At 21.5% G+C, this 270-nt stretch carries 1 protein-coding gene; it reads right to left on the bottom strand.

The genetic code is table 11. The annotated features are described in order from the left end of the window. Window positions 1–98 precede the first annotated feature (98 nt). Window positions 99–254 (bottom strand): T9SS type A sorting domain-containing protein, encoded by a 156-nt coding sequence (locus SB772_RS41335; RefSeq protein ID WP_410838692.1) that lies wholly within the window; start codon window positions 252–254, stop codon window positions 99–101. Window positions 255–270 lie beyond the last annotated feature (16 nt).

The raw sequence follows: 270 nt of genomic DNA, 5'->3' as shown, positions 1-270 counted from the left end.
AAAAAAAATCAACATTTACCAGAATAAATAGAAAATAAAATATCAATTTAATAAAATATGTTTTCAATCACAATTTAAAATAATATTCATTTTATTCTTTATTTTTTAATAAATTTTTTAGTAAAATTCCGACCCTCTGTTTCTATATTAACCAGATATAGTCCAGAAGATAAATCTCTAATATTCAGCATATTATTATTTACCTTCAGATTAATCCTTTTTCCGGCAAGATCAAAAACTTCAACATTTCGTATTGTATTGCTAGAATTA

The organism is Paraburkholderia sp. SIMBA_030 (assembly GCF_046535245.1).
GTDB lineage: Bacteria > Pseudomonadota > Gammaproteobacteria > Burkholderiales > Burkholderiaceae > Paraburkholderia.
The sequence above is the reverse complement of the archived record's forward strand: the minus strand, read 5'-3'. Positions and strand labels throughout refer to the sequence as shown.